19 protein-coding genes are annotated in these 22,258 nt (G+C 72.0%); 14 read left to right on the forward strand and 5 right to left on the reverse strand.

Annotation, left to right across the window (positions count from 1 at the left end):
• Positions 1–367: 367 nt before the first annotated feature.
• Entirely contained in the window at positions 368–1,456 is a 1,089-nt protein-coding gene (locus C6361_RS00360) for a radical SAM protein (RefSeq protein ID WP_107266345.1), read from the forward strand.
• A gap of 136 nt (positions 1,457–1,592) precedes the next feature.
• Here the strand turns inward: C6361_RS00360 and C6361_RS00365 are convergent, their stop codons facing one another.
• Positions 1,593–3,965 (reverse strand): glycoside hydrolase family 3 N-terminal domain-containing protein, encoded by a 2,373-nt coding sequence (locus C6361_RS00365; protein WP_234359227.1) that lies wholly within the window; start codon positions 3,963–3,965, stop codon positions 1,593–1,595.
• A 1,092-nt stretch (positions 3,966–5,057) separates the two neighbouring features.
• Between C6361_RS00365 and C6361_RS00370 the strand changes: the two genes are divergently transcribed.
• The 6 genes from C6361_RS00370 (at position 5,058) to C6361_RS00395 (ending at position 11,596) form a co-directional block, all read left to right on the forward strand.
• A complete protein-coding gene (locus C6361_RS00370; RefSeq protein ID WP_199853184.1) occupies positions 5,058–6,236 on the forward strand; it encodes an aminotransferase class I/II-fold pyridoxal phosphate-dependent enzyme in 1,179 nt (392 codons plus the stop codon).
• 94 nt (positions 6,237–6,330) lie between these two features.
• Positions 6,331–7,314, forward strand: a complete 984-nt coding sequence (locus tag C6361_RS00375) for a UbiA family prenyltransferase (RefSeq protein WP_107266347.1) — start codon at positions 6,331–6,333, stop codon at positions 7,312–7,314.
• Position 7,315: 1 nt separating this feature from the next.
• Positions 7,316–8,365, forward strand: a complete 1,050-nt coding sequence (locus C6361_RS00380) for a thiamine-monophosphate kinase (RefSeq protein ID WP_107266348.1) — start codon at positions 7,316–7,318, stop codon at positions 8,363–8,365.
• Positions 8,366–8,376: 11 nt separating this feature from the next.
• Positions 8,377–9,363, forward strand: coding sequence for an NAD-dependent epimerase/dehydratase family protein (locus C6361_RS00385; protein WP_159079092.1), 987 nt, complete (start codon positions 8,377–8,379; stop codon positions 9,361–9,363).
• Positions 9,350–10,270 carry a diacylglycerol kinase family protein gene (locus tag C6361_RS00390; RefSeq protein ID WP_107266350.1) on the forward strand — a complete coding sequence of 307 codons (921 nt, stop codon included), beginning with the start codon at positions 9,350–9,352 and terminating at the stop codon, positions 10,268–10,270. Before C6361_RS00385 ends, C6361_RS00390 begins: the two co-directional genes overlap by 14 nt.
• A gap of 75 nt (positions 10,271–10,345) precedes the next feature.
• Complete coding sequence (locus C6361_RS00395) at positions 10,346–11,596, forward strand: nucleotide disphospho-sugar-binding domain-containing protein (RefSeq protein ID WP_199853185.1); 1,251 nt, start codon at positions 10,346–10,348, stop codon at positions 11,594–11,596.
• Positions 11,597–11,622: 26 nt separating this feature from the next.
• On the opposite strand, the gene C6361_RS00400 is transcribed toward C6361_RS00395, so the two are convergent.
• Entirely contained in the window at positions 11,623–12,459 is an 837-nt protein-coding gene (locus C6361_RS00400) for an MBL fold metallo-hydrolase (protein ID WP_107266352.1), read from the reverse strand.
• Positions 12,460–12,529: 70 nt separating this feature from the next.
• Entirely contained in the window at positions 12,530–12,940 is a 411-nt protein-coding gene (locus tag C6361_RS00405) for an STAS domain-containing protein (RefSeq protein ID WP_159079093.1), read from the reverse strand.
• Between the two features lie 250 nt (positions 12,941–13,190).
• Here C6361_RS00405 and C6361_RS00410 point away from each other — a divergent pair, with 250 nt between their 5' ends.
• The 6 genes from C6361_RS00410 to C6361_RS00435 all read left to right on the forward strand — a co-directional run bounded on the left by C6361_RS00410 (position 13,191) and on the right by C6361_RS00435 (position 20,008).
• Positions 13,191–14,204: a radical SAM protein gene (locus C6361_RS00410; protein WP_107259887.1), complete on the forward strand. Its 1,014-nt coding sequence runs from the start codon at positions 13,191–13,193 to the stop codon at positions 14,202–14,204.
• 123 nt (positions 14,205–14,327) lie between these two features.
• Entirely contained in the window at positions 14,328–16,829 is a 2,502-nt protein-coding gene (locus C6361_RS00415) for a molybdopterin oxidoreductase family protein (RefSeq protein WP_107270636.1), read from the forward strand.
• Positions 16,826–17,311 carry a hypothetical protein gene (locus C6361_RS00420; protein WP_107266354.1) on the forward strand — a complete coding sequence of 162 codons (486 nt, stop codon included), beginning with the start codon at positions 16,826–16,828 and terminating at the stop codon, positions 17,309–17,311. The genes C6361_RS00415 and C6361_RS00420 overlap by 4 nt, the downstream gene beginning before the upstream one ends.
• Positions 17,311–17,988 carry a hypothetical protein gene (locus tag C6361_RS00425; protein WP_107266355.1) on the forward strand — a complete coding sequence of 226 codons (678 nt, stop codon included), beginning with the start codon at positions 17,311–17,313 and terminating at the stop codon, positions 17,986–17,988. Before C6361_RS00420 ends, C6361_RS00425 begins: the two co-directional genes overlap by 1 nt.
• Before the next feature lie 149 nt (positions 17,989–18,137).
• On the forward strand, positions 18,138–19,178 hold the full coding sequence (locus tag C6361_RS00430) for a glycosyltransferase family 2 protein (protein WP_199853186.1): 1,041 nt from the start codon (positions 18,138–18,140) through the stop codon (positions 19,176–19,178).
• Complete coding sequence (locus C6361_RS00435; protein WP_159079094.1) at positions 19,175–20,008, forward strand: hypothetical protein; 834 nt, start codon at positions 19,175–19,177, stop codon at positions 20,006–20,008. The genes C6361_RS00430 and C6361_RS00435 overlap by 4 nt, the downstream gene beginning before the upstream one ends.
• Before the next feature lie 77 nt (positions 20,009–20,085).
• Here the strand turns inward: C6361_RS00435 and C6361_RS36770 are convergent, their stop codons facing one another.
• Positions 20,086–20,625: an STAS domain-containing protein gene (locus C6361_RS36770; RefSeq protein WP_159079095.1), complete on the reverse strand. Its 540-nt coding sequence runs from the start codon at positions 20,623–20,625 to the stop codon at positions 20,086–20,088.
• A 313-nt stretch (positions 20,626–20,938) separates the two neighbouring features.
• On the opposite strand from C6361_RS36770, the gene C6361_RS00445 reads away from it, so the two are divergent.
• Positions 20,939–21,652, forward strand: coding sequence for a GAF and ANTAR domain-containing protein (locus C6361_RS00445; RefSeq protein WP_107266358.1), 714 nt, complete (start codon positions 20,939–20,941; stop codon positions 21,650–21,652).
• A gap of 23 nt (positions 21,653–21,675) precedes the next feature.
• Here C6361_RS00445 and C6361_RS00450 read toward each other — a convergent pair whose 3' ends face one another.
• On the reverse strand, positions 21,676–22,251 hold the full coding sequence (locus C6361_RS00450; RefSeq protein ID WP_107264150.1) for a hemerythrin domain-containing protein: 576 nt from the start codon (positions 22,249–22,251) through the stop codon (positions 21,676–21,678).
• Positions 22,252–22,258 lie beyond the last annotated feature (7 nt).

Here is a 22,258-nt window from a genome sequence, read left to right on the forward strand (position 1 = left end):
CGGCGGTTCGGTGCCGCGGTGGCCACCCGTCAGGGGTGGCCACCGCCATCAGGCACCTGCCCCTTACGAGGCGTCGACCGGCGGGTATGCGCGCATGATCCACCTCCTCTGCTGGCGACGGGCAGCGGACCGTGGCGGCCGCCACGCCGCAACGCTAGGTGGCAGGGCGCACCGGGGAATCGGTGCTCGGGTACGCAACCGCCGGGGCGGCACCACCGACGGTCGACGGGTCCGGGTGGGTCGTCGGGGGCCGCGGCCTGCGTATCCGGTCGTGACTCTTGCGTACCCCTCGCCCGATGTCCCGGGCGGTCCGGCGCCCGTACGGTTCCGGCGACCGCACCGCCGATTCCTCCGGGAGAGCCGTCTCATGAATGTCGACGCGGGTCCGAACGTCCTCATCTGGGACGTCACCTTCGCCTGTCCACTGCGCTGCTCCCACTGCTACACGGAGTCGGGCCGGCGCCGCCCGCAGAACCTGAGCCACGAGGAGATGCTGAGGGTGACGGACGCGCTGATCACCTTCCGGCCGATCATGATCACGCTATGCGGGGGTGAGCCGCTGACCGTGCCGCGCATCGTGGAGGTGGTGGAGCGGTTCGCCTCGGCCGGCGTACGGGTCTTCCTGTACACCAGTGGCTGGTCACTGCCGGAGCAGACCGTCCGGGACCTGGCCGGCCTCGTCGCCAAGCTGGTGGTCAGTGTCGACGGCGCGACGGCGGAGGTGCACGACCGGATCCGTGGCCGGGCCGGTTCCTTCGACCGGGCGATGGCCGCGCTCGCCCTGCTCGACGCGGAGGCCGCCCGGCGTGCCTCGGCGGGGGAGTCCCCGCTGCGGTTCGGCATCGACAACGTGGTGGTCCGGAGCAACTACCACCAGCTCGACGAGATGTGCGCCTCCGTCGCGCCACGGTTCCCGCACCTGAGCGACGTGGCGTTCGGCGCGGTGGTGCCGACCGGGCTGGCCAGCCGGGTGTCCTACGGCGAGCAGGAGATGTTGACCGACGAGCAGGTCGCGGCACTGGTCGACGAGGGTACGCGGCAGCGGCTCCAGCGGGCCGCCCCGCCGTCGGTCACCGTCACCACCACGGACAACTTCGGCGTGCAGATGCACCCCGACTACATCGCCAGCCACCCCGACTTCCGGCCGCTGGAGATCGAGCCGGACGGCGGGGTACGGGCGATGCCGATCTACGAGGGCACCGTCGGCAACCTGCTGACCGAGGAGCCGTCCGTGCTCTGGGAACGTGCCCGGAGCCGCTGGGACGACCCCTTCGTGGTGGAGACGCTGCGCGGCATCCGCAGCCGGACGGACTGGGCCGAGGCGGTGCGCCGGATCGACTACCGGTTCGGTTCGGACGAGGTCCGGGCCCGGATCGACCGCCGCCCGGTTTTCGACCCGGCGCAGGCGCCCCGGCGGCTCGCGCTGCGACCGGTCGGCGCCAGGTCGCTGCGCTGACCGGGCCGGGGGCGGGTTCGCCGACCACTGTCACCGGTGACCGCTGCCGCCCCGCCCCCGGCTCGGATCCTCCGCCCCCACGGTCTGGCAGTTCGACGTCGGCGGGGCCGAGGTGGGCACCCCGGCGCCCGCCAGCTCACCCGACCGTCACCTCGGTGGTCATCTGCCGGTCGTGGCCGACCTTCCGTTCCGGCCCGACCAGGCGTACCCGGAAGGTGTGCCGGTGGTCGGCGCTGGACGCGGAGAGCCGCAGCTCGATCTCGCCCGGCTCGACGATGCGGTGCCCGGCCCGCCCGGTGAACGAGGTGAGTTCGGCGTGCATCCGGAACCGGACCCTGCGCGCCTCGCCGGGTTCGAGCCGCACCTTGGCGTACCCGACGAGTTGCACCACCGGCCGGGTCACCTGGGCGACCGGGTCGTGCAGGTAGAGCTGCACGACGTCGGCGCCGGCGCGGTCGCCGACGTTGCGGACGGTGACCTCGACGGCGAGGACGCCGTCGGTCTCGACCTCCGCCGGCACGTCGCCGCCGACCTCCCAGGCGAATCTCGTGTACGACAGTCCGTGGCCGAACGGGAACAGCGGCGTGGGGTCGACGCTGCTGACCCTGTCACGCCGGCCGAGTTTCGGGGTTAGGTAGGTGCCGGGCTGCCCACCGGACTCGCGCGGCATGCTCACCGGCAGCCGACCGCTCGGACAGACCCGTCCGGAGAGCACGCCGGCCACCGCACCGCCGCCCTCCTGGCCGGGGAAGAACGCCTGGACGATCGCGCCGAGCCGGTCGGCCCAGCGGCCGAGCGCGTACGGGCGGCCGGAGAGCAGCACCAGCACCACCGGCGTACCGGTCTCGACCAGGGCGTCCAGCAGTTCCTCCTGTATGCCGGGCAGCCGCAGGTCGGCCACGTCGCAGCCCTCGCCGGAGGTACCGCTGCCGAACATGCCGGCCCGGTCACCGAGTACGGCCACGCAGACGTCGGCCCCGGCGGCGGCCGACCGGGCGGCGGCCAGCCCCGTACGATCCGGGCCGTCCACGCCGCAGCCGGTGGCGAGGGTCAGCTCCGCGCCGGGCAGTTCCGCACCGAGCGCCTCCCAGACGGTACGGATCTCGACCCCCGTCGGCAGCTCCGGGAAATTGCGGCCGAGGTGGCTCGGGAAGGCGTAGCAGCCGAGCATTCCCGTGGTGTCGTCGGCCAGCGGCCCGACGACCGCGATGCGCGCGTCACCGGGCACCGGCAGGGTGCCGGCGTTGCCGAGCAGCACGACGGATTCCTCGGCGATCTGCCGTGCCAGGTCCCGGGCCTGCGGGGGATCGAGGTCGAGGACGTCGCCGTCGTCGGCGGCCCGGTCCGGTCGCCAGTCCGGGTCCAGCAGGCCCAGCTCGCACTTCTGCCGGAGCACCCGGGTGACCGCCCGGTCGACCAGGCCCTCCGGGACCGCCCCGGACCGGATCGCGTCGAGCAGCGGTGCGCCGAAACAGCGGGCCCCCGGCAGTTCCACGTCCAATCCGGCCGCCAGGGCGAGGGCGGCGGCCTGCGCCGGACCGTCCGCCACGCCGTGCAGCAGTTCCAGGAAGGAGACGGCGTAGTAGTCGGAGACCACCGTGCCGGCGAAGCCCCACTCGTCCCGGAGCAGGTCGGTGAGGATCCCGGCGTCGGCTCCGGTCGGTACGCCGTCGATCTCGGAGTACGAGGGCATCACCGAGCGGGCTCCGGCGTCGCGTACCGCCATCTCGAACGGCGGCAGGATGACGTCGGAGAGTTCCCGCTGTCCGATGGAGACCGGTGCCGCGTTGCGCCCGGCGCGGGAAGAGGAGTATCCGGCGAAGTGCTTGAGCGTGGCGACGATGCCGGTCGACTGGAGACCGCGGACGTACCCGGTGCCCACCGTGCCGACCAGATAGGGGTCCTCGCCGATGGTCTCCTCGGTCCGTCCCCAGCGCAGGTCGCGGGTCACGTCGAGCACCGGCGCCATGCCCTGGTGGGCGCCGACCAGGCGCAGGGCCGTGCCGATCTCGGCGGCCATCCGCTCGACCAGTCCGGGGTCGAAGGTGGCGCCCCAGGCCAGCGGCGCGGGGAAGATCGTCGCGCCCAGGGTCATGATGCCGGTCAGGCACTCCTCGTGCGCGATCGCCGGAATGCCGAACCGGTTGCCGGCGACCAGTTCGGCCTGCAACCGGGCCAGGGTCGCGCGGCCCTGCGTCGGGCTGACCGGTGCGGTGCCGAGGGTGCGGGTCAGTTGGCCCAGCCCGTCGCCGATCAGCACGTCCCAGGATGGCGTCTCGTCGGCCAGATTGTGTTGATGCGGCGCCAGGTCGTCGCCGGTGGCGGATCCGCCGATCCAGATCGACCGGAGCTGGCCGACCTTCTCCTCGACGGTCATCCGCGCGAGCAGGTCGGCCACCCGCTCATCGACCGGTAACGCGGGATCGCGCCACGGCTGATCCGGGCCACCATCGACATCGTCGTTCGCAAATGCCTCGGGATGGCTGCGGGCGTCAGCACTGCTTGTCACGCTCGTCTCCTATCGCTGTCACGGGCCTCTCGGCACCGGTTCGGCGCCGGATGCGAGGCTATTTCCGGAGGTTCTCCGGAAGGTGGGCAACCGGTGATCGGCATCGACAGTCAGGGTAATGCTGGTGGCGCGCTAAACGCTAGCTCTGCATGCTGTCATTGGCGTCAATCGAAGCGCTCGCCGCATTTCAAGCGATTTACCGGTCGGCACCGAAACGTCCGGCCGGACAAACCGGCGGTACCCGTACGGGCGGGGCCGGGACGGGGAGCGGTGCGGCCGGCTCGCGGGTCGGGTCGGGGTCCGGTCCGGCGGCGTCAACCCCCGGACGTGGCGAACCTCACCGCCCGGGCCGCCGTGCCGTGCCTACGGCGGCGCCGGTCTGGGTCGGGTGGTTGGGCCGGCGCGACACATCCCGTGTGACCAGGGAAAACCTTCCCGATCACCGGTCCACGACGCGCCCGCGGCCATGATCGTGTTGGTGCTGTGCGCCCTCGCCGGGCCCCGGTGCAGCGGAAACACGCATTCACCGCGCTCTTGGTGACACCCCGGTCGCGAGGCGGCCCGGCGACGCCGTGCGTCGGGCGCCGACCGGCGACCGGGGGACAATGGTCAAATCAGTGCAGTTCAATGGCCCTATCGTGGCCGAAAGCGACGGGCCAGCCCGTCCAAAGTGGACCAAAGTACGCCGACCCCCTTGACACGGTGGATAGGGTGTAGGCAGCCCAGAGAAACTCGATCAACGAGGAGCATCTGAGGCGACACACGGGGATCCTTCGACGGGCAAGCATGCGGCCTACAACAGCGCCCAAATCTGCCCGATCGCCATTTCCTCGCGCGTCGGTTCAGTGTGCCCGGCCTGACGACGTAGGGAATTGAAGCCGCTGCGATGCGATCCTATCGAAATGGTCCCTGACCAGTGTGACCGGGATAGCGGCGGCAACCAACGGCGTAGTCGCATTGGCCGGCACTGCCGGCGTCGCCCAAACCCGTGTCGGGAAATGCACAATCACGGTTCCAGATGAGAGGGGGCTCAGGAAAACCGTGGTGACAACGGACATCTTCGATCGTTGCCGGTCCTATACGGAAGCCCGGGTGGCTCAGGCGGCGGAACTCTACCCGTACTTCACCGTCTTCGAGGGCTCGGACACGACAGTCGCCCGCACCCCACTGGGCGACGTCCTGATGTGTGGCTCGAACAACTACCTCGGCCTGACCTCCGACCGGCGGGTGCGCGCCGCGGCGCAGGCGGCGATCGAGGAGTACGGCTCGTCGCGTACCGGTTCACGACTGCTCAACGGGAACACCCCGCTGCACGAGGAACTGGAGCGGGAACTGGCCGACTTCCTCGGCATGCCGGCCGCACTGGTCTTCCCGACCGGCTACCAGGCGAACCTCGGCGTGATCGCGGCACTGCTCTCCCGCAACGACGTGGTCATCATCGACCGCGAGGCGCACGCCTCGGTCTACGACGGGTGCGGCCTGAGCCCGGCCAAGGTACGCCGGTTCGCCCACAACGACATGGCGGAGCTGGAGCGGCGGCTGGCGGCCTGCCCGCCGGACGCCGGCCGGCTGGTCGTGGTGGACGGGGTCTACTCGATGGCCGGCGACCTCTGCCCGCTGCCGGAGACGGTGCGGCTCTGCCAGAAATACGGCGCCCGCCTCCTGGTCGACGACGCGCACGGCCTCGGCGTCCTGGCCGACGGCCGGGGCACCAGCGCGCACTTCGGCCTGACCGAGCAGGTCGACCTCGTCACCGTCACCTTCAGCAAGTCGCTGGCGTCGATCGGCGGAGCGGTGCTCGGGCCGGCCGACGTCATCGAGTACCTCCGACACCACGCCCGCAGTCTCATCTTCAGCGCCGCCGCGCCACCGGCCAGCCTCGCCGCCGCCCAGGCGGCGCTGCGGATCCTCCGGGCCGAGCCGTGGCGGTGCCGGCAGGCACTGGAGAACGCGTCCTACGTGCACCGCGAGCTGACCGCCCTCGGATACGAGCCGCTGCCCAGCGAGACGCCGATCGTCTGCATACCGCTCGACGGCGTCGTACCGACCCTCTTCACCTGGCGCAGCCTGTTGGAGCGTGGGGTCTACGTCAACGCGGTGATCCCGCCCGCGGCCTCGGCCCGGGTGCGGGCCAGCTTCACCGCGACCCACACCCCGGAGCAGCTCAAGCGGGCCGTGGCCGCGTTCGCCGAGGTCCGCGAGCTGACGCCGCCGGACTGGTCGCTGGCAGACCTGCCGTCGGCGGAGTACGTCGTGGAAGGCGTCCGGTGAGCCTGCCCCGCAGCGGTAACCCGATCCCTTCCGTGGAGGGTCAGCGCCACTCGACGAGGTACGGCGGCCCGTCAGCCGCCCGAACGGAGGCCCGATGAGCGTCACCCAGGTCCAGAACCCGATCCGGCCCCGTGACCGGGCGGTCGCGTGGGCGAAGATGTGGAGATTCCACTTCGTACCCCTGTCCCTCTCGGCCGGTCTGGTCGGCATGACGGCGCCGTCGGCCGGGGCCACCACCGCGAGCGTGGTCGTCGGTCTGCTCTTCTGCATCTTCGGCTACGGCGTCGGCGTGGTCATCAACGACTGGTTCGACCGCAAGGCCGACGCCGTCAACGCCCCGGACCGACCCTTCGTCGCCGGGCTGATCAACCCGCACGCCGGGCTCGCGCTGACCCTGTCGCTCTCCGGAATCCTCCTGCTGGTGGCCGTCGTCGTCGCGCCGGCACTCGCGATCTGGAGCGCCATCGCGATCGCCGGGCACCTGGTCTACACCTGGACCAAGGGCATCCCGATGGTCGGCAACCTCGCCAACGGCGTGGACATGTCGCTCTTCACCGTGCTCGGCGCGGTCGCGGTCCGGCCCGACGCCGGGTGGCTGGACATCCCGGCCACGACGTGGTTCCAGACGGCGCTCGTCGCGGTCGTGCTGAGCGGCTTCTGCCTCGTCGGCTACTTCAAGGACATCGAGGGGGACCGGCTGGCGGGCTACCGTACGCTGCCGGTGGCCGTGGGTACCCGCACGTCGAGCCTGGTCGCGCTGATCTTCCCGCCGGTGGCCCTGGGCGCGGCGGCGGTGGGCGCGCTGGCGGGCCCGGAACGCGGCGCCTACGCCCAGGCGGCCTTCTGGCTGCTGCTCGTCGCCTCGGGGCTGGCCTTCACGCGGAGCCTCGTGAACCTGATCCAGGCACCCGAGGCGAGGGCGTACGAGGCGCTGCTCTGGTTCACCAGGGCGACCACGCTCTTCGTGCTCTCCCTCGGCGCGCTGCACCGGCCGACCTTCTTCCTGGTGGCAGCCGTCCCGATGATGCTCTACCTGGAACTCACGCTCCGGGCGACGCACTCCTCCCGGCAGGCGTGACGTGACCTCCGTCGACTGGACCCGGCTCTATCTGGACGCCGCCGAGGGCGCCCTGATCACGGCGATGCGGGAGGGGATGACCCGGTCGCCGCGCCAGCTCAACGCCGCCTTCGAGGCCGACGCCGAACTGCTCGACCTCGGCGCCGCCGGAGTCCTGGCGATGACCGTCGACACGCTGAACGACGGCGCCGAGCTGGCCACCGCGCCGACGCCGTACGCGAAGGGGTGGCTGACCACCACGGTCAGCGTGAGCGATCTCGCCGCCGTCGCCGCCGACCCGGTGGCCGTGCTGGTGTCGTGCTCGCTGGTCAGGGACGCGTGGAGCGCCGAGGACGCCCGCCAGTTCGGACGTGGCGCCTCCGACGCGGCGCAGCGGTACGGCTGCCACATCGTCGGCGGCGACACCAACTGGGCGCGGGAGGAGAGCTTCACCTCCTGCGCGATCGGGACGATGCGGCGCGGCCACCTGCTGAGCCGGGTGGGTGCCCGGCCGGGCGACGCGCTGTACGCGACGGGCCGGATCGGCGCCGGCAACGCCGCCGGATTCCGTGGCCTCGCGCTGGGTCGGACCGACGACGGCCAGCCGTGGCTGCCCGAGGCCCGGGTGGCCGCGGGCGACGCGCTGCGGAGCTACGCAAGGGCGTGCGTCGACACCAGCGACGGGCTGCTGAACGCGGCGGTGAGTCTCGCCGAGATCAACGGGCTGGGTGTCGAGGCCACGCTGCCGGCCGAGGTGTACGACCCCGCCGCGGCCGCGCTCGCCGACTCCTTCGGGCTGCCCCGCTGGCTGATGGCCGCCGGGGAGTGGGGCGAGTTCGAGCTGCTCTACGCGGTCGACGCCGCCGACGGGGACCGCTGCGCCCGGGCGCTGGCCGAACACGGACTGGACGCGGTCGAGGTGGGGCGGCTGACCGCCGGGCCGGAGCTGCTCTTCTTCGACGAGTCCGGTGCACGCCGGGACCTGCGGGACGTGCTGCCGCAGATGCGGGCGATCGATCCCGCCGGCGGGCTGCTCGACGACCTCCAGAAGCTGCTGGCGAGAGGGGTGTGATGGGGCGGGGCGTGGCGCTGGTGACGGGGGTCACCGGCTGCGTCGGCCGGGCGGTCGCGGCGGCACTTCTGGAGGCTGGCTGGTCGGTGCGCGGGCTGGTCCGCGAGCCCGCCCCGGGCGGCGCGAAATACGCCGAGCATCTCGGGGACCTGACCGACCCGGCGACGCTGCGCGGCTCGTGCGAGGGCGTCGAACTCGTGGTGCACGCGGCTGCCGACCTGAGTGACTGGCGGCCCGGTCGCCGCATCTGGCAGGTGAACCGGGACGGGACGCGGGCGATCCTGGAGGAGGCGCTGCGTTGCGGGGTGCGGCGCTTCGTCTACCTGAGCACCGTCGACGTCTTCGGGTTCGACGCCCGCCGGGTCATCGACGAGACGTCGCCGAAGCGGGTCCCGGGCTACCCGTACTCCCGGTCCAAGCTGGCGGGGGAGAACCTCGCGTGGTCGTACCAGCGGCGCGGGCTCGACATCACCGTGATCTATCCGACCTGGATATTCGGCCCCGGTGACCGGCACTTCATCCCGGAGCTGGTGCGCGGGCTGCGGGACGACAAACTCGTGCACATCGGCCGGGGCGCCGCCCCGATCGAGTTGACCTACAGCGAGAACCTGGCCGACGCGATCGTGCTGGCCGGCACCACGCCCGAGTGCGCGGGCGGCCGGTTCATCGTCGGCGACTCGTACGGCCTGACCGTGGGGCAGCTCTTCGACCGGGTCGCCGAGCAGGTGGGGGTGCTGCCGCCGACCCGGTCGGTCCCGTTCCCGGCGGCGCTGGGCGTGGCGGCCCTCTCCGAGCTTGCCGGGCTGGCCCGGATCGGTGTCGGCAGCGGACGGCCGATGCTCACCCGGTACGCGGTCCGCTCCGTCGCCGGCGGGATGCGGTACGACCTCGACCGGATCAGGTCGATCGGCTACACCCCCCGGGTTCCGGTGGCGGAGGCGCTGGCCCGCACCATCGCCGGACTCGAGCAGGAGGAAGCGGGCCATGGTGGCCGATGACGGGGAGCGGGTCGTCTGCATCGTCAACCCGGCCTCCGGGGTCCAGCGTCGGCGGATGGTGGAGCGGCGGCTTCCCGCCGAACTGCCCGGGGCCGACCTGTGGCAGACCCGCTATCCCGGCCATGCCGTGGAGCTGGGCCGGCAGGCGGTGACGGACGGATACCGCACGGTGGTCGCGATCGGTGGGGACGGGACGCTCTCCGACGTCGCCAACGGGATACTCGAGACGGGCGACGAGAAGGTCCGGCTCGGGTACGTCCCCGCCGGGACCTGCAACGACTTCGTCCGCGGCCTGGATCCGGTCACCGACCTCGGTGACCTGCTCGACCGTGGTCGGGACCGGGAAACCGAGGTCGGTTCGGTGACCTTCACCCGGCCCGACGGCACCCCCGCGCACCGCTTCTTCCTGGTCAACTGCACGGTGGGACTGATCAGCATGGTCGGGCTGCGGTTCACCGAGAAGACTCCGGTCAACCGCGTACTCAAGCGGGTCAACCTCCAGCTCGCCGAGGCGGCCTCCAGCGCCCGGGTGCTGCTCGGCTGGCGGCCGGTCGAGGTGCGGCTGGAGCTGGACGGGGAGGTGTCGCGGCACTCCGTCAGCAACGTCGCGGTGCTCAAGGTCCCGTATTTCGCCGGGGGACTGACCTTCGGGTCCACGGAGCCGCCGGAGGCCGGTTATCTGGACGCGGTGCAGGTGCTCGGCCTCGGCCGGGTCGGGGTGGTCGGCACGATGTGGCAGGTGCTGCGCGGGAACGGGGCACGGCATCCCGCGATCCGTCGCCGGCAGGTCCGCACGCTCCGGATCGAGGCGGAGATCCCACTGCCGCTGGAGGTGGACGGCGAGATCGTCGGGCACACCCCGGCCACCTTCTCGGTACATCCGTCGCGGCTGACGACGGTGGTCTGACCAGAGCGAGAGAGTTGAGGCATCGTGTCGCGTATTGGTATAGTTTGCCCGGACTACACCGGTCATCTCAGCCCGATGTCCACCCTCGGCCGCGAGCTGCTCCGACGGGGCCACCAGGTGACCCTCTTCTCCCTGCCGGACGCCGCGCCGAAGCCGTACGTCGCCGGGTTCGAGTTCGTGCCGGTCGGCGAGCGGGAGTTCCCGCCCGGTTCGCTGGCCCGCTTCTCCGAAGAACAGGGCCGGCTCTCCGGGCTCGCCGCCGTCCGGTTCATCGTCCGGGGCTACGTCCGCGAGGTCGAGGTACTGCTGCGCGACCTGCCGCCGCTGCTGCGGGAGCACCGGGTGGACGCCCTGCTCGTGGACCAGGTCTACGGCGCGGCCAACACCGTCGCCGAAAGGCTCGACATCCCCGTCGTGACCGTCTGCAACGCGATGGCGCTGAACGCCGAGCCGACCGTGCCGCCCTTCATGACCGCCTGGCCCTACCGCGACTCCGCCCCGGCGCGCCTGCGCAACATGCTCGGCTACCGGGTGATGGACCGGGTGATCGCGCCGGTGGTGAAACGGATCAACGATCGCCGTGCCGAGTGGCGGATGACCCCGGTACGCGGGCTGAACGACGGACTCGGGCTGGCCCAGATCACCCAGCAGCCGGCCTTCTTCGACTTCCCCCGCAGGGAGCTGCCCGACTGCTTCCACTACACCGGCCCGTTCCACGACGAGGAGAGCAGCGAACCGGTCTCGTTCCCCTGGGAGAGCCTGGACGACCGCCCGCTGATCTACGCCTCGATGGGGACGCTCCAGAACCGCCTGCCACGGATCTTCGAGGCGATCGCGACCGCCTGCGCCGGGCTCGACGCGCAACTGGTGATCGGGATGGGCAGCCACGAGGTGGCACCACCGACCGGCCTGCCGGGCGGGCCGGTCGTGGTCCCGTACGCGCCGCAGCTGGAGCTGCTCGCCCGGGCGTCCCTGGTCGTCACGCACGCCGGGATCAACACGGCGCTGGAGTCGCTCACCCACGGCGTGCCGATGGTGGCGCTGCCGGTGACGAACGACCAGCCCGGGGTGGCCGCCCGGCTGAAGTACCTCGGGGTGGGCGAGTTCGTTCCGGTGCACCGGGCCAGCGCGGCCAGGTTGCGGGTCGCGATCGAGAAGGTCCGCGCCGACCCGGCCTACCGGACGAAGGCCCGGGAGTGCCAGCGCCGGATAGCCGAGCTGGACGGCCTCGGCCGGGCCGCCGACATCGCGGAGGAGGCGTTCCGGACCGGACGACCGGTGCTCAGGCGTACCTCCTCCGGCGTCGTCGACGGCGGCGCACAGTGACGTCGGCGTCAGGGGTGTCCGGGCGCTCAGCGGTCCGCCGCCGTGGTGCCGGGGCCGGGATCGAAGAGTGAGACGGTTTCGCCGCGGTGGATGGCCCGGACGCCCGGTTCGAGCCCCTGCCGCCGGGCGAGGTCGAGGAAGTCCCGCAGCGGGGACCGGAAGACGGGATAGTCGTCGTAGTGGATGGGCAGGGTCAGCCTCGGCCGGACGAGCTGGACCAGGTCGACGCCCTGCCGGTCGTCCATGGTGACGAGTACGCCGAGGAGCCTGGTCCCGCCCAGGTGGATCAGCATGGCGTCGATGTCGGGAAAGCGTCGCGGGATCTCGGCCAGCGCCGCGTGCTGGAGGGTGTCCCCGGTGACATAGAGCCGGAGCCGGCGCTCCCCGTTCGCTTCGAGATCGAGGATGCTGCCCATCACCGGGGGTAGGGCGCGGGCGAGCAGGCCCGGCCCGTGCTTGCCGGGTACCGCGGTGATCCGTACGAGGTGATCGCCCCGACTGATCTCGTGACTCTCCCAGGTGCTCAGGGCGGTGGCCGAGCCGAATCCCCAGCGGTCCAGTCGACCCTGCGCCTCCGGCGTCGTGATGATGGGAAGGCTCTTCGGCAGGTTCCTCCGGGCGACCCGGTCGAAGTGGTCGCCGTGCAGGTGCGAGAGGACGATGCCGTCCAGGGGCGGAAGCTCCCCGATCCGGATGGCGGGGTCGGTACGCCGCCGGGTCCAGAGCCCGTAGCCGAGGTAGGCGCGCTGACCGGCGTGCAGGAAGTTCGGGTCGGTCATCAGGGTGATGTCGCCGAGTCTCAGCAGGGTGGTTGCCGTACCGACGAACGTGACGGTGGCCTGCGGCCGGGGCTGGGCAACCATGTTCTCTCCTTCTCCGAATTACCTGTGGATGACATCGGAAACTTCCATCAGACCATGCGGATTTCGGCGTCTATGCCGTTCCGGAGGCAACGGAGGGAGGCTCATATTTCCGTGACGTCGGAAGATGTGGTTTCCGTCCGGCCACCTTTTCCGGCCGGACCATGGGCTCCGGACAGTGCCGTACCGGATGGTCCTGTACCTCGAATTGGTGCAGGACCCCGGAGACACCCAGGGCGTACCGGGTGGCCGGTGACGGGTTGCGGAGCGCGAGCAGCCCGCCGGCCGCGGCGACCGCCCGCTGGACCTGGAGCAACGCCGTCAGTCCGTGGGCGGAGAGCAGGGTCGTCCCGGAGAGGTCCACCACGAGTCGCGTCGGCCGGTCAGCCGTGAGGCAGTCGACCAGTTCGACCAGCAGGTGAGCGTTCTCCATCTCCACTCTGCCGATCACCTTGAGCAGTGCCAGCGTTCCCCGTCTGGTCAACTCCAGTGACAACACCACGTCGCACCGGGAATGTTCGGCCGACGCCGGAAACAATGGTCGGGCGGGCATGAGGACCTCCGGAGAGGAACGTCGGGGCAGGGGGAAATCCGTCGCGACACCGGATCGGCGGTCACCCATAGGCTCACCTCTGAACCGCAGAGCACCGTACCCAGGAGTTCGGGAAGTACACCTGCGTGTCCGGTCGGCGCGGGACAGGTTTGGGCCGTCCGGGCATCGGGCATGGGGTGGCATGTCGGGCGATGATCCGCATCCGCCGTTGCCGCCACACCTGCAACTCGAGATCACCTCGGCCTGCAACCTGCGCTGCGTGATGTGCCTGGTGCGGTACCGGCCGCCGGTGAACAAGCTCGCCGGTGCGATGCCGCCGGAGCTGTTCCGGCAGATCATCGACGAGGTGCCGACGCTGAACCGGTTGACCCTCCAGGGGCTCGGCGAGCCCCTGCTCTCGCCGTACCTGATGGAGATGATCGCGGCGGCCGTCGCCCGGCGGATCACCGTCGGGTTCAACACCAACGCCACGCTGCTCAACCGCCGCCGGGCCGAGGAACTGGTGCGGAGCCGGGTCGACTGGCTGCACGTCTCGCTCGACGGCGCCAGCGCGGCCGGCTACACGGCGGTCCGCGAGGGTGCCGACTTCGAGGCCGTGGTGTCGAACCTCGCCGAGCTGGTCCAGGTCAAGCGGGCGGCGGGCAGCGCCACCCCATGGATCCGGGTGGTCTTCGTCGCGATGCGCGACAACGTCGCCGAGCTGCCCGAACTGGTCCGGCTGCTCGCCCGCCTCGGTGTCGACGAGCTGCACGTGCAGAACCTGTCGCACAGCTTCTCCGACACCGATCCCGCCGGGCGCTACGACGACATCCGGCGGTTCACCTCCGCGCAGGCGCTGTGGGCCGGGGAGGACGCGGCGTGGGCCGCCGCCGTCTTCGACGACGCCCGCCGGGTGGCGCGGGAGCACGGGGTCCGGCTGCGGCTGCCGTACCCCGGGGTGCCGCCGCAGACCGGTCGACGCGACGGTCCGGGCTGCTCCTGGCCCTGGGAGGCGGCCTACATCACCAGTACCGGCGTGGTGCAGCCGTGCTGCATGGTGATGGGGGACGACCGGGTGTCGCTCGGCCGGCTCGGCGAACAGAGCTTTCCGCAGATCTGGTACGGCGAGCCGTACCGGCAGTTCCGCCGACGCCTCTCGGGTGACGAACCCCCGGACGTGTGCCGGGGATGCTCGCTCTACCGGCACGCCTTCTGACCCGGGCGCCACTTCCGACCGAGTCGGCCGTTCGAGGTGCGAACGGCCGCGCTCGGTGCCAGGGTCGGAAGGGCCGGGCTGATCCGGTGCGATCGACGGATCGAGCGGGCGGAGGAGGACACGATGGGCAGCGTTGACCGGATCGCGCAACCGTGGGGGAGCCGGACCCCGTACGGGCCGGGGGAGTCGTGGCCGGTCCGGGTGGACACGTTCCTCGCCGAGGGGGTACGCCCGGAGGACGTCGACCGGTGGGTACAGTCTGCCTCGATCCTGCACTCCAACGGCGACGGCCTCGACATGGCGGTCAAGGACGGCCGGATCGTCGGGGTACGGGGCCGCGCGGTGGACCGGGTGAACCACGGCCGGCTCGGCCCGAAGGACCTCTTCGGGTGGCAGGCCAACGCCTCCCCCGACCGGCTGACCCGACCACTGGTCCGCCGGGACGGCCGCCTGGTGGAGACCGACTGGGACACCGCGATGGGTCTGGTGGTCGACCGGACCCGGGACCTCCTCGACGAGCAGGGGGCGAGCGCGATCGGCTTCTACACCACCGGGCAGCTCTTCCTGGAGGAGTACTACACCCTCGCGTTGATCGCGCACGGCGGGATCGGCACCAACCACATCGACGGCAACACCCGGCTCTGCACGGCCACCGCCGCCGAGGCGTTGAAGGAGTCGTTCGGCTCCGACGGCCAGCCCGGCTCGTACACCGACATCGACCACGCCGACGTGATCGTGCTGTACGGCCACAACATGGCCGAGACGCAGACGGTGCTCTGGACCCGGGTGCTGGACCGGCTGGCCGGCCCGAACCCGCCGGCGGTGGTCTGCGTCGACCCCCGCCAGACGCCGGTGGCCCGGGCCGCCACCGTGCACCTGGCGCCCCGGCCGAGCACCAACGTGGTGTTGATGAACGCGCTGCTGCACGAGATCGTCGCCAACGGCTGGGTCGACGAGGAGTACGTCTCCGCGCACGCGGTCGGCTTCGAGGAGCTGCGCCAACGGGTCGAGGAGTATCCGCCGGAGCGGGCGGCCCGGGTCTGCGACGTACCGGTGGAGCGGATCCGCGAGGCGGCCCGGCTGATCGGTACCGCCCAGCGGCTGCTCTCCACGGTGTTGCAGGGTTTCTACCAGTCGCACCAGGCCACCGCCGCCGCCGTACAGGTGAACAACATCCACATCGTGCGCGGCATGCTGGGCCGGCCGGGCTGCGGCCTGCTGCAGATGAACGGCCAGCCGACCGCCGAGAACACCCGGGAGTGCGGCGCCGACGGCGACCTGCCGGCGTTCCGGAACTGGACCAACCAGCGGCACATCGAAGAGCTGGCCCGGATCTGGAACATCGACCCGATGCGGATCCCGCACTACTCGCCGCCGACGAACCTGATGCAGATGATGCGGTACGCCGAGGAGGGGTCGATCCGCTTCCTCTGGGTGAGCTGTACGAATCCGGCGGTGTCGCTGCCGGAGCTGGCCCGGATCCGGGGCATCCTCCGCCAGGAGCGGCTCTTCCTGGTGGTGCAGGACATCTTCCTCTCCGAGACCGCGCAGCTCGCCGACGTGGTGCTGCCCGCCGCGACCTGGGGCGAGAAGACCGGCACCTTCACCAACGCCGACCGGACGGTGCACCTGTCGGAGAAGGCGGTCGACCCGCCCGGCGAGGCCCGGCCCGACCTGGACATCTTCGTCGACTACGCCCGACGGCTGGACCTGCGCGACGACGACGGGCAGCCGCTGGTGGGCTGGACCGACCCGGAGGGCGCGTTCAGGGCGTGGCAGGAGTGCAGTGCCGGGCGGCCGTGTGACTACACCGGGCTGAGCTACGCCAAGCTGCGGGGCGGCACCGGGATCCAGTGGCCCTGCGACGCCGAGCACCCCGACGGCACCGAGCGCCTCTACGCCGACGGCAAGTTCTGGGCCGCACCGGACTACTGCGAGAGCTACGGCCGGGACCTGGTCACCGGGGCGCCGCTGGAGGCGACCGAGTACGCGGCGCTGAACCCCTCGGGCAAGGCGGTGATCAAGGCGGCCGAGTACCTTCCGCCGCACGAGCTGCCGAGCGAGGAGTACCCGTTCCAGTTGATCACCGGCCGTACCCTGTACCACTTCCACACCCGGACGAAGACGGCGCGGGCGCCGCAGTTGCAGGCGGCGGCGCCGGAGGTATGGGTGGAGATGGCGGCCACCGACGCGGCGGACCAGGGCTTCGCCGAGGGCGATCTGCTGGAGATCGCCACCCCGCGCGGTGCGGTACGGGCCCGGCTGCGGGTCAGCGGCATTCGGCGGGACGTGCTCTTCCTCCCCTTCCACTACGGCTACTGGGACGAACCCGGCGGGTCCGGGCCGGACGGCCGGGAGCAGGGCCGGGCGGCCAACGAGTTGACGATCACCGACTGGGATCCGGTGTCGAAGCAGCCGCTGTTCAAGTCGGCGGTGGCCCGGGTGACCCGGGTGAGCGGCGGCGACGGGGCACCCGCGACGGCGCCGACGACCACCGGGTCCCGGCCCGTGGCGGCCGGGGTCCCGGGCACGGCGGGCGGCTCCGCCGCGCTGGTCGACGAGCGGTTGCCGGAGGGCCCGCGAACGGTCGCGGCCTCCGCTCCGGCGGTCGGAGGCGACCGATGAACAAGATCGACATGGTCATCCGGGAGCTGCACCGCTCGGAGAACAAGCTCGCCGTCGACCTGCTGCGGCTGGCGGACCGGCACAAGGCCGACCACGAGGTACACCACGTCGCGCGTGACCTGTCCCGCTGGTCCCAGCAGCACGTCACCGAACTCGCCCGGGTCGGCCGCGACTACGGGCTGCGCCTCGACGAGGAGGCCCGGGACGAGTCGGGGCTGCTCTCGACGGTGGAGCAGAAGGCGTCCGAACTGCTCGGCCGGCACCGCGAGCCCGGGCTGCTCCTCCTCGCCGACCTGCGCCACCTCTACCGGGACGCCTCCGGTGTCTCGCTGGACTGGGAGATCCTGGCCCAGGTCGCCCAGGCCACCCGGGACCTGGAGCTGCTCGCACTGGCCAAGCGCTGCCATCCGCAGACCCTGCGCCAGGCCCGCTGGGCCAACGCCAAGCTCAAGGAGACCTCCGCCCAAGCCCTGGTGAGCTGATGGACGACCGCGACCGGGAGCATCTGGCCGTCACCCGGATCGCGCTGCGTCCGGTCGGCACCCCGCTGCCGCTGGGCTTCCTCGGGCTGGTCGTGGCGACCGCCGCGTTCAGCTGCCTGCAACTCGGCTGGGTGCCGGCCGACCAGCACCGGCAGGTGGCGCTCGGCGCGCTCCTGTTCACCGTACCGGTGCAGTTCCTCGCCGCCGTCTTCGGCTTCCTCGCCCGGGACCCGGTCGCCGGAACCGGCATGGGAATCCTCGCCGGCACCTGGGCCACCGTCGGCGTGGTGACGCTGACCAGCCCGGCCGGGGCCAGTAGTGCCGGACTCGGTGTCGTCCTGCTCTGCGCCGCAGCGGCACTGCTGGTGCCGACCGCCGCGGCGACCGGAAAGCTCGTCGCCGCCGCCGTCATCGGGCTGAGCGCGCTGCGGTTCGCCGTCACCGGAATCGCCGAGATCACCGCGGCACCGGACTGGCGTACCGCGGCCGGCTGGTGCGGGCTGGTGCTGGCGGCGGTCGCGCTCTACGCCGCCGTGGGGTTCGAGCTGGAGGACGTACGCCGGAGGACGGTCCTGCCGCTGCTGCGCCGAGGACCCGGTCACGCCGTCCGCGACGACTCGGTAGCCGCTCAACTACGCGGCGTCGCCCGCGAGGCGGGGGTACGCGAACAACTCTGACGCCACCCCCGGTGACCTGCCAGTCCTGGCGCAATGCCGGGGCAGGCTCCCGACCCATCCGGGCCGGACCGGCACCGGCCGCACACCGGGCCCGGAATCGGCAGCCGGTGACCGACATAGCGGCCCGGGGTGGGGGTACCAGCCTGATCATGTCTGATCTGACCGTGGTGGTGGCGACCCGGAACCGGCGGGAACAGCTCTTGGCATCGTTGGCCCGGCACACGGCGCCGGTGATCGTGGTGGACAACGCCTCCACCGACGGCACCCCGGAGGCGGTGGCGAGCCGCTTCCCCGAGATCCAGGTCGTCCGGCTCGACCACAACGCCGGTGCCGCCGCCCGCAACGTCGGCGTCGAGCTGGCCCGTACCCCGCTGGTCGCCTTCGCCGACGACGACTCCTACTGGGCGCCCGGCGCGCTGGAGCAGGCGGCACGGCTCTTCCAGGCCCACCCCCGCGCCGGTCTCTTGACCGGCCAGGTGCGGGTCGGTCCGGAACGACGCCTCGACCCGGTGTCGGCGGCAATGGCCGAGCAGCCCCTCGGCACGCCGCCGGACCTGCCCGGCCCGGCGGTACTCGGCTTCCTGGCCTGCGCGACCGTTCTCCGCCGTCGGGCCTTCCGCCAGGTCGGCGGCTTCAACCCCAGACTGCACGTGTACGGCGAGGAGGCGCTGCTGGCGCTGGACCTGGCGGCGGCCGGCTGGGGACTCGCGTACGCGCCCGGGCTCGTCGCGTACCACCATCCCGGCGTGGCCGGCCGGGACCAGCGGGCCCGGCACCGCATGGAGGCACGCAACCGGGTCCTCACCGCCGTACTCCGGCGCCCGGTGCCGGTGGTCCTGCGCACCCTCGCCGAGGCGGGGCGTACGCCGCACGGCCGGCGCGGTCTGGTCGACGCCGGCCGCGAGCTGGGCTGGGCGCTGCGCCACCGCCGTCGGGTGCCCGCCGACGTCGAGGCGGCCCGGAGCCTGCTCGACCGACTCGACCGACTCGACCGGCTCGACGGGGGAGCGGCTGGCGGTGAACGTCCGGTGGTCGCCCGGTCGTCGGCGGAGGTCGGTCGTGACCCGGCGGCGCCGCTGCTGTCGGCGGGGGCTGCCGGCCGAGCGGATGTACCCCGGCCTCGCCGACCGAGCCGGGAACAGCTCGTCGGGGAACGCCGCCACGAGGGCTACCGGGGAATAGCGCGATGAATGTGCTGGACCTGGTGGGACGCTTCGCCGACTTCGCCGGTCGCGGATCCGGGGGCGATCTGGCCGACCGGTGGCGTCGCGAGGTCGTGGAACCCGACGCCGAGATCTTCACCGCCGTCCGGTCCTGGGTCGACCCCGGGTCGGCTCCGGATCGGCTGCCCGGTCTGGTCGACCGCCGGGCCGAGCTGCGTACGGCGGCGCAGCGGGCGGAGGCGGCGGTACGGGAAGCGGCGGGGCTGCTCGCCGACCGGCTTCACCTCGACCCGCCGATCCAGGTGGTGCTGATGGTGGGGCTCGGCCAGGCGAACGGTTGGGTCGCGTCGGTACGGGGCGAACCGACGCTCTTCCTCGGGGTGGAACAGCTGCCCGAGCCGCCGTTCGATGTCGTGCTCGCCCTGCACGAGCTGGTCCACCTGGTGCACCAGCGCCGCTCCGCGCGTGCCTGGCCGGCCGACCACCTCGGCGCCGACCTGTTCCGGGAGGGGCTGGCGGTCCACGCCACCGGCCGACTGCTGCCCCGGATCTCCCCGAGCGGGCATCTCTGGTTCCGCTCCGACGCCAGCGTCTGGCTCGACCGGTGTGCCGGAATGGCGGCCGCGCTGCGGGTTCGGGCATCCCGGGAGCTGGAGCGCACGGACGTGTCGGAGCACTGGTTCAGCGGCGCGATCGACCGCCCCGGCGAACTGCCCGGACGGTGCGGCTACTGGCTCGGCTGGCAGCTTCTCGACCGGATCGTCGGCGTGCGGTCGTTCGAGGCGGCGTTGGACTGGTCGCTACCGCAGGCGGTGGCACGGCTGCGGACGGAACTCGGCCAGCCCGCCGGTGGTTGAGCGGCTCGCCCGCCCTCCGGGAGTTCAGCGGCTCGGCCCGCCCTCCGGCGGTTCAGCGCCGACGCGGTGGCAGGCATTTACGAGAGTGTGTCCAGCTGGTGGGGTTCGGCGGGGATGCCGAGCAGTTGCCCGAGCCCGGCGAGGTGCAGGAGGCGTCGGGTCATGCCGTGCGGCCGGCGTACGGTGAATCGGCATCCGGCGCCGAGGGCCTGCCCGTACGCGATCATCAGGGCGGTTATCCCGGCGGCGCTGAAGAAGGTGACGTCGCCGAGGTCGCAGCAGACCCGTGGGTGCCGGTGCACGGCGTTCAGCAGTGCCTCCCGTAGCAGTGGTGCGGTGGCCAGGTCGATCTCGCCGGCCGGGCGCACCACCAGTTGGTCGTCCGCCCCGGTGTGCGGCGCTGCCGGCTCGACGTGCTGGGAGACGGTGAACCCGGCGGCGTCGACGAGGCCGGCCGTCGGGAAGGCACCCGCCACCGGTGAGGCCAGCGACGGGCGCCGCCGGGTCGTGGCCGGTCGTCTCCGGGCGGGCTGCGGCCCGGCGTCGAGGAGGAACGGCGCGACCTTGACGAGGGATCTGGCGAGGGAAAGGGGTACGGAGAACCAGCGCGCGGCCATCAGAGACTTCTCTCTTCTCGGAGAGTGGGATGGGCGCATGGTTTGACCCGTGTGCAGTCTAGTGGGCACCGCTGCCCCCCGCCACTCGGCGCCATCCTGGCCACGGCGGACCGGGAAGTTCCGGTGCGTCGGCGTATGGTGGGGGTCTGCGCCCGATGACCACCGAGCAGTTGGCGAACCGGCGTCGGAGGCAGGCGTGGTCACCGGATCCAGCTCGGGCTGATCTGCGCAGCGGCCCGCGACCGTGGGCTGCCATCGCCCCCGGGCCGTAACCGGGACGACGGCCCGGGCCGTCGTTCTCCGAGGATTTCCCATGTCTGACACGTCGCTCGACCCCACCGAGGCGTTCACCCAGCTCGGGCAGATCAGGCTCGCCGAGACGGACCTCGACGGGGTCCTGGACCGGATCGCCCAGCTCGCCCGGCGGACGCTCACCAACGCGGACGAGGTGTCGGTGACGCTGCTGAGCGGTGACGAGCCGCGCACCGCCGCGTTCACCAGTCGACTCGCGCTGAGCCTCGACGAGCGGCAGTACCAGGCCGGGCACGGTCCGTGCCTGGACGCCGCCCGGGCCGGCGCGACCATCTCCCTGCCCGACACAGCCACCGAGAGCCGCTGGCCGGAGTGGAGCGCCCAGGCCCGGGCGGAGGGAGTGGGCAGTTCGCTCTCGATCGGGCTGCCGGTCCAGGAGACGGTCTTCGGGGCGCTCAACGTGCACAGCGCCAAGCCGGAGGCGTTCGACGACGAGGCCATCATGCTCGCCGAGGCGTTCGCCGGCTACGCCGCCGTCGCCCTGGCCAACGCACACCTCTACGACACCACCGCCTCGATGGCCCAGCACATGCAGATGGCCATGCAGAGCCGGGCCGTCATCGAGCAGGCCAAGGGCATCGTGATGGCCGAACGACGCTGCACCCCCGACGAGGCGTTCGCGATCCTCGCGAAGGTCTCCCAGGACTCCAACCGCAAACTCCGGGACGTCGCCGCAGCGCTGGTCGAGCGCGCCTCGGCCGGTCAGCGGCGCTGACCCGCCAGCCGGGCTGACGCCGGTCAGTCCTGGCCGCGCTGCGATTCGCGCCAGTCGCGTACGGCGTCGCGCATCCGGTCGAAGACCGCCAGGGGTGGCCCGGCCATCAGGTTCGCCGAGGCGGATTCACCCGCGTGCGGGTGCGGACGCGTCGGCGCCATCGCCTCGGCCGCGCGCAGCGCTCCGGCCATCCTGCCGAGCTGGGCCGAGGAGAGGCTGCGGCGCAGCGACGGGAACTCCTCGTTCTCCTCCCGGATCGCGTGCGCGGAGACCGCCTCGGCGAACTTGGCCAGCCGCCGGTCGAATTCGGGATGGTCGACACCGAGGTCGTAGAGGGCGGCCAGTTCCTTCTTGGCCTCGTCCTCCTCGTGCCGGAGCTGGCCGGTGACCGTGTCACCCCGTTCGATCTTGCGTTGTGCGGTCGGGTGCACGACGATCTCCTCCGCGGTCTCGTGCACGGCGAGCAGGCGCACCAGATCCTGGAACAGCTCCCGCTTCTGACTTCCCTCGGCACGACCGAGCTGACTGAACAGCGTCTTGATCTGCTTGTGCTGCTCGATCAACAGGTCCAGTACGTCCTGCTTCACACCTGCGGTCACGTTCGTC

The sequence above is a fragment of the Plantactinospora sp. BC1 genome (genome assembly GCF_003030345.1).
GTDB lineage: Bacteria > Actinomycetota > Actinomycetes > Mycobacteriales > Micromonosporaceae > Plantactinospora.

Excerpts from the sequence above, each read along its gene's own strand:
- C6361_RS36770 (WP_159079095.1), bottom strand. The coding sequence starts at position 20,625 with ATGGCCGCGCGCTGGTTCTCCGTACCCCTTTCCCTCGCCAGATCCCTC.
- C6361_RS00390 (WP_107266350.1), top strand. The coding sequence starts at position 9,350 with ATGGTGGCCGATGACGGGGAGCGGGTCGTCTGCATCGTCAACCCGGCC.
- C6361_RS00400 (WP_107266352.1), bottom strand. The coding sequence starts at position 12,459 with ATGGTTGCCCAGCCCCGGCCGCAGGCCACCGTCACGTTCGTCGGTACG.
- C6361_RS00430 (WP_199853186.1), top strand. The coding sequence starts at position 18,138 with ATGTCTGATCTGACCGTGGTGGTGGCGACCCGGAACCGGCGGGAACAG.
- C6361_RS00375 (WP_107266347.1), top strand. The coding sequence starts at position 6,331 with ATGAGCGTCACCCAGGTCCAGAACCCGATCCGGCCCCGTGACCGGGCG.
- C6361_RS00415 (WP_107270636.1), top strand. The coding sequence starts at position 14,328 with ATGGGCAGCGTTGACCGGATCGCGCAACCGTGGGGGAGCCGGACCCCG.
- C6361_RS00445 (WP_107266358.1), top strand. The coding sequence starts at position 20,939 with ATGTCTGACACGTCGCTCGACCCCACCGAGGCGTTCACCCAGCTCGGG.
- C6361_RS00435 (WP_159079094.1), top strand. The coding sequence starts at position 19,175 with ATGAATGTGCTGGACCTGGTGGGACGCTTCGCCGACTTCGCCGGTCGC.
- C6361_RS00425 (WP_107266355.1), top strand. The coding sequence starts at position 17,311 with ATGGACGACCGCGACCGGGAGCATCTGGCCGTCACCCGGATCGCGCTG.
- C6361_RS00360 (WP_107266345.1), top strand. The coding sequence starts at position 368 with ATGAATGTCGACGCGGGTCCGAACGTCCTCATCTGGGACGTCACCTTC.
- C6361_RS00410 (WP_107259887.1), top strand. The coding sequence starts at position 13,191 with ATGTCGGGCGATGATCCGCATCCGCCGTTGCCGCCACACCTGCAACTC.
- C6361_RS00420 (WP_107266354.1), top strand. The coding sequence starts at position 16,826 with ATGAACAAGATCGACATGGTCATCCGGGAGCTGCACCGCTCGGAGAAC.
- C6361_RS00395 (WP_199853185.1), top strand. The coding sequence starts at position 10,346 with ATGTCCACCCTCGGCCGCGAGCTGCTCCGACGGGGCCACCAGGTGACC.